The 6455-nt window shown below is 43.4% G+C and carries 7 protein-coding genes; 4 read left to right on the plus strand and 3 right to left on the minus strand.

Annotated elements, in window-relative coordinates; translation table 11 throughout:
• Both ACYVRH_RS10375 and ACYVRH_RS10380 read right to left on the minus strand, forming a co-directional pair.
• Positions 1-742 (minus strand): tetratricopeptide repeat protein (locus tag ACYVRH_RS10375; protein ID WP_461256842.1); only part of this gene is annotated, 742 nt, incomplete at its 3' end.
• Positions 735-2510, minus strand: coding sequence for a hypothetical protein (locus ACYVRH_RS10380; RefSeq protein ID WP_461256843.1), 1776 nt, complete (start codon positions 2508-2510; stop codon positions 735-737). The genes ACYVRH_RS10380 and ACYVRH_RS10375, both read right to left, overlap by 8 nt.
• A gap of 81 nt (positions 2511-2591) precedes the next feature.
• Between ACYVRH_RS10380 and ACYVRH_RS10385 the strand changes: the two genes are divergently transcribed.
• From ACYVRH_RS10385 to ACYVRH_RS10400, 4 genes are all read left to right on the plus strand, one after another.
• Positions 2592-3980 carry a tetratricopeptide repeat protein gene (locus tag ACYVRH_RS10385; protein WP_461256844.1) on the plus strand — a complete coding sequence of 463 codons (1389 nt, stop codon included), beginning with the start codon at positions 2592-2594 and terminating at the stop codon, positions 3978-3980.
• The gene (locus ACYVRH_RS10390; RefSeq protein ID WP_461256845.1) at positions 3977-5176 is read left to right on the plus strand and encodes a TraB/GumN family protein; all 1200 of its coding nucleotides are present in this window, start codon (positions 3977-3979) and stop codon (positions 5174-5176) included. The genes ACYVRH_RS10385 and ACYVRH_RS10390 overlap by 4 nt, the downstream gene beginning before the upstream one ends.
• A gap of 93 nt (positions 5177-5269) precedes the next feature.
• Positions 5270-5548, plus strand: a complete 279-nt coding sequence (locus ACYVRH_RS10395; protein WP_461256846.1) for a CopG family transcriptional regulator — start codon at positions 5270-5272, stop codon at positions 5546-5548.
• Entirely contained in the window at positions 5545-5958 is a 414-nt protein-coding gene (locus ACYVRH_RS10400) for a type II toxin-antitoxin system VapC family toxin (protein ID WP_461256847.1), read from the plus strand. Before ACYVRH_RS10395 ends, ACYVRH_RS10400 begins: the two co-directional genes overlap by 4 nt.
• Here ACYVRH_RS10400 and ACYVRH_RS10405 read toward each other — a convergent pair.
• On the minus strand, positions 5959-6455 hold a 497-nt coding region (locus ACYVRH_RS10405), incomplete at its 5' end, for a HEAT repeat domain-containing protein (protein WP_461256848.1). It lies immediately after the preceding gene.

Genomic DNA, 6455 nt, shown 5'->3' on the forward strand with positions numbered 1-6455 from the left:
CTTCTATTACACGCGCAAAATCTCCCGTTTGATAATACGCGTGCGAGCGGTTGATAAGCGCGTCAACATAATTTTTGTTAAGCGAAATTGCGCGCGAATAGTCTTCGATGGCAAGCGTCATCCCGTTGAAGTTGTTTCTGGCGGCCATCTCCTCTCTTGCAAAACCACGGTAGTTGTAGACTTCAGCTTTGTTTCCATCCAGCCTTATCGCGCGCGTATAATCGTCAATAGCGCGGCTGTATTCGCGTTTTTTCATCCATGAGTTTCCTCGGGAAATATAGCTTTGCAGAAATTCATTATTGCGGTTTATTGCAGACGTGTATTCTGAAATAGCTTTATCAAAATCGCCTTTACGGTAGAATTGTTCGCCTGAAAGATAAGAAATTAAAGAAGGGTCGGCTCCCATCTGTTTTAGAACGTCAAGGTCGGGGTTTTCATAATTTAAAGGATCGATTTCAGAAACAAGTACGCCCATTCCCCTGATCTTGCTTAAGCCGGATAACGAGGACAACGGGCGCGAAACCTGATACGATACCCGAGCTTCAGTTTTGCTTTCAGGTTCTGCGGAGGAAACTTCTTCTTGTTCTTCTATGGCCTCTTCCTCAACTGGCGCCGGCTCTTCAATTTGCTCAACTTGAGTTTGAATCTCTTTTTTATCGCATTTAAAAAGGACGCACAACAGCGCTGCTATTAATAGTACCGCTAAAACAGTTGCTATTAAGAATAAAATCCGCCTATTCAACAGTGCCCTCTGTTACGGAATTTTCATTAGTAGCCGGGGTTGGTACAAATGTCCTGTATATAATTCTGACATTTTCCGTAGTTACGCGATGTTTAAGTTTCATTAAAAGAATCTGTTCTTCCGGATAGTAAAGCCAACCCGATGAATCATAGCGTTCAAACTGATTGTCTGGCCGCCATTCCATCCCGTGAATCTGGATTCTTACAAAGGGACGCACTCCGCGAATAATTAAGAAATGTGACAGGCCTGTCGGAAAGGAAATGGAGAGATTCAGATTGCCGTCTATGTATGACGCTCTGGCGGACGGAGAAACAGTCCATGCCCAGTGGCCTTCATTTGTTAACCATGCCGCCCTTGGGTAATAATCCGTGGGATTCAATATATTATGAAGTCTTCCGGCGTTACCGTTTGCGACTGCCGATAAAATCAAAGAACGGCCAATTTCCGACCATTCGGTATTTTGAGTTGAGTCCGCCCAAAAAACAAGCGCCTTTCCAAGCCTCATGCTGAATTCGGAATTATTGCTCTCGGAACTTGACGCGTAAACCGCGTCGTTTTCGGGGTCGCGGTTTAGGTTACTTGAAATTAGTGAAAGCATCTGGTCTGTCAGATGTTCAATTATGTTATTTGCTTCCGGCCTCCATCGCCTCATGTCATAAAACACTTCCAATAGCCCCGGACAATGATCCGATAACAGATGAGCGGGATTTGCGTTATAAATAATATCAATAACCTCGTTTGCAAGGACAAGATTACTTCGCGTAAACAGAAAATCAATAATATGTTCTTCTTTTAAAATGTTAAGCGATTTTTCCCTGATTAAACTGGTAATTAAATTATTTTTTTCATTTTCATAAGAATAAAATGAAGAATACGCGCTTGTCATTCCGCCGACATACGCAGATGATCTGAAACTATGTCTTGGGCTGTTTATAAAATTACGGGGGATTGACCCTATCGCCGCCGCGTAATTGCCGCGTGAAAGAGCCTGTGAACTATACGCGATTATGTCATCTTCAGACTGTAAAGAAGACGCATTTTGATTCCATTGGGTATAGCTTGTATTTTGCCAGTTTCTTAAAATACTGTCGAAATTTGACACCTGCGCTATTATATAATCCTCAGGGTTAAACGCCCTTTGTTTGCCTCTGGAACGGTATGAAATAAACGAGATGTCCGTTGACAGGCTCAAGTATCCGTTTTCCAGTTCATGCCCCAGACTGCTAAAAGTAAAACGCATTCCGCCGTACATGATGCCAAGCTGTTCCGCATCCCTGACAATTGAAGAACGGCGCGGAATAATGGGTATTTTAACTTCAGAAATGCCTCCTTCAAAAACAGCATCAATATGCAACTCCTGCCCCTTTGCGGAATCAATCGAACTGAAAGTGAGTGTTGTCCCTCCCGGTAAAATAAAATGCGCCGAGTTATCGGTAATGGTCATCATCTGGGGATTTACCGGCGTATTTACGCCGTTAGCGTTTGTCAATGTTAAGCCTTTTCCACGTTCTTCTTTTAATGAGAATTCAAGTCCGCCATAGAAAACTTTTACACCCCCTATAATTTTTTTCGTTTCCTGTTCGGTTTCCTGTTCAGTCGCCTGTTCAGGTGCCTGTGACTTTTGCAGGTAGCGGCCTTTTACAGTCATTGCCCCGGCGGAAATAGAAAAATTTCCCATATTGGAAAATTGTAGAATTACCAATAGGCAGAATATTACGCAGTACAGAACGGCAAGGATTATAATACGCGAAGTTAAAGGTTTTCTCATGAAATAAATCAACCCCTTGTACAAACACGGCTGTTGAATGTAACTTGCCGGTTTATTAATTATTGTATACTATATATTAGCATGAAAATAGAATTCTATGGAAGCGGTTTTTTTCTAAGGGCAATTTTGTTGTTTTTTCTTGTTTTTAGGTTTTCTCCCATTATTTGGTGCCAGGGAAATAATACGCAAGCCATCTTTACTGAGGTTGCCGCCCGTCTTGCCCGCAAGGAATACGCTTCCGCGCTGGAATTATTTGACGCGCTACCCGCCGATCAGAAAGCAAAGATTGAAATTCGCATTATGCAAGCGTCAATATTAAATGCCGCGGGCAAGACATCTGACGCGAAAAAAATAGCAAACGGTATTATATCAGACGACAGTAAAAATACGGAAGCTTTAATGATATTAGCCGATGCCGCCGCAGTTGAAGGCAAAGAAAGAGAAAGGCGGACATTTCTTGACAGAGTAATTGCCCTTGAGCCAAACAATGTAAGGGCGCTTAATGATTTGGCGAATATCAGTCTAAAAAACCAAAATTTAAAGGTAGCGGCAAGTTATTTTGACAGGGCGCTTGCCGCAGAGCCTAATAATGGAGAAGCTTTGGTAGGCCGCGCTACAGTATACCGTTATAACAGAGACCAGCGGAACGCGGAACGGCTTTTAAACCGCGCCACGTCTTTATATCCAGATTGGGCAAGGCCGCTTCATGAGAGGGCAAGGCTTTATAAAGGAGCCGGGCTTTACGATGACGCGCTTGAAGATTTAAATGCCGCTCTTTCACTTGATCCGAATAATTATTGGGCGCTTGTGGACTGCGGGCAGCTTTTAATGGAAATTAACCAGTTGCAGGAAGCTTTAAAAAAATTAAACCGCGCCATCGAAGTTGAACCTGATGTTTTTATGGCTTATGTATACAGCGCCGCGATAAAAGATGAAACTGGCGATTATTCAGGCGCTGAAAAAGATTATCTTTCCCTGACAAAATTAAAACCGGATTATTACTTTGGGTTTGAAGCTCTTGGCGTTATAAGAATGAGGAATAAACAGTGGGCGGCGGCCAGAGACGCTTTTCTTGACGCTTATAAGCAGGCGCCAAAAGAGTATACTTACGCTATTTTAGCCGCCGTAAACTGGATGCGCTCAGGCAGACAAACTGATCCAAAACAATTTCTCGCGCAGGTGTTGCGCACTGTTCCAAGAGATACTCCTGAGTATTTGATGATTAAACTTTACTATGATCTTTCAGGCGATTCAAATGTAGTTACAAGTCTGGAGAACGAAAAAAATATTTTTACAAAATCGCGTATGCTTTATTACCTTGCCTCTTATTATGATGTCAGGGGAAACAAATCTTTGGCAGACAGATATTATTTAATGGTTCAGGATCAAAATGCGTCAGGCTCGGTTGAGTGGCGGTTAAATGAAATGGCGCTGGCGGAACGCGGTCTTGGCAAAAAGGCGGAAAAATGAGCGGAAGTACAACAACGGTTACGTTGAACGGGAAGGAATTTAAATTAATTGGGACGGCGCATGTTTCGCGCGAAAGCATTGAAGAAGTGCGAAAAATTATTTGCGAAGAAAAGCCTGACATGGTTTGCGTAGAACTTGATCAGGGACGGTATAACTCAATCATGCAAAAAGATGATTGGGAAAAACTTAATTTGGCAAAAGTTTTTAAAGAAGGCAAGGGATTCCTTTTGATAGCAAATCTTGTTCTAGCCGGTTTTCAACGCCGTCTTGGCAATGAACTGGGAGTCAAACCCGGCGAAGAAATGAAAACGGCGGTTGAAGCCGCGCAGGAAATGGGTATTTCATTCAGTCTTTGCGACCGTGAGGTGCATACGACGCTGAGGCGTGCATGGGCGCGTTGCGGCTTTTGGAGCAAAGCCAAGCTGTTAGCCTCTCTTTTAGCCAGCGCTTTTACGACTGAAAAGTTAAGCGAAAAAGAGATAGAAGAGCTAAAAAATAAAAATGAACTTGACGGCATGATGGGCGAACTTGCAAATTATTTGCCGGCTGTTAAAGAAGTTTTAATAGATGAAAGAGACCGTTATCTTGCCGCAAAAATCTGGTCTTCCGCGCCGAGGGAAACATCGGAAGCAAATCATAAAATAGCCGCTGTAATGGGAGCGGGACACATTCAAGGTATTAAAACATATCTTGAAAAACTAAGTAAAGGAGAGGAATCTGCTGACGTAAGCGAATTGGAAAAAATTCCGCCGTCCGGCTTATTTTCCAAAATAGCGCGTTTTATTATCCCTGCCGCCATTATCGCCCTTATAGCTTTCGGTTTCATTCACGCCGGAACAGGAATAGGTTTTTCCATGATAACGCAGTGGATATTGTGGAACGGCTCTCTTGCCGCATTGGGCGCAATCATAGCCCTTGGCCATCCTCTTTCGATACTTGTCTCTTTTCTTGGCGCTCCAATAACATCGTTAAATCCCTTTATAGGCGTCGGAATCCTGTCAGGCATTGTTCAGGCGGCGTTTAAAAAACCGCGTGTCTCGGATGTCCAACGGCTAACTGAGGACGCAGCCAGTCTGAAAGGCCTTTACCAAAACAGAATCACTAGGGCGCTGTTGGTGTTCTTCCTCTCAAGTTTAGGCAGTTCTATTGGCACCTTTGTCTCAATCCCCGCTATTGTGGGAAGGCTGTCCGGATAGGGCAATTTATATGTCCATGAACAGGGCTAATTTTTTTCACTTTTTTTTTAAAAATCCCTTGACATTTTTTCCCTCCATATTACAATTTGTAATATGAGAGCAAATTATATTATTAACGAGGTTATTACCACCGCCAGGCTTCCCCTAGAAACAAGGAATAAGCTCCTTGCCCTTGCCAGGATAAAGAACATGACAAAATCCGAGGTTATTATTAAATCTCTGGAGATGTACTACGAGCGCGAGGAAGGCGATATTGATTCTTTTTCCCTAGGAGATAAGGTTTTTGGCAAATACGGCTCAGGAGACGGCGACCGCTCCGTAACCTACAAGGAACGGATTAAAAAGAAGCTTTCAGACAGGATGAATGTTTGACAGATTCGATTCTTATAGACGCAGGTCCCCTTATTGCCCTTTTTGACTCAAGCGACAAGCACCATCGCAGGGTGCGTTCTTTCCTGAAGGCCAATCCGTTCAGGTATGTAAGCACGCTTGCCGTGTTTACGGAAGTTTCCCATATGCTTGATTTTAGCACCGCCGCCCAACGGGATTTTTATGAATGGGTAATGTACAAGGGCGTAATTATCAGCGATATAAATCAAAATGACATTCTCCGTCTTTTAGAACTGACCGACAAATATTCCAGTCTGCCCATGGATTTTGCTGACGCCACCCTTGTTATTACCGCCGAAAAAACAGGCATCCGCCAAATCATCAGCATAGACAGGGACTTTGACATTTACAGGCTTCCGGGGAAAGAACAGATTCAAAATATTTATAAATAGTTATCTAAGTGAAGCAAGTTCTCTGTTTGCTTGTTTTCTTACAACTTGCGGATATTTGGGGGCGTTTAGCAGGGTGAGTATTCTAATGCCTGTTCCGCTTAGCGGCGGTCCTGAAAAACGGCATAATGCGCCCGTCGCCTTGGCTAACGCTATCAATAAAGTTTCATCCTTTATACTGCCGTCATATGTTATTGAATGGAGAAATGTTTCAATTGCGAATCCTTCCGGGTCTACGCCGATGTCACCTATCGTTAACGCCGCCGCCGTTCTGATTGTCGGTTCATTATCTTTTAAAAAAATATTTACAAGCCAGGGAATTGTTTCCTGAGAGCCGATTTTACCTAAAAGATTAAGGGCGCCGAGCCGCAGTTGTATATGCTCCTGACCTGCGGAAATCGTCCCGGCGGAAATTGTCAGTAAAAATGTTGTCCAGACAGGTTCGTTTTCCCCCACATTGCCTGAGTTTATCGCTTCCGTAATTAGCGCAAGTTGGGCTA

The organism is Treponema sp. R80B11-R83G3 (assembly GCF_054786115.1).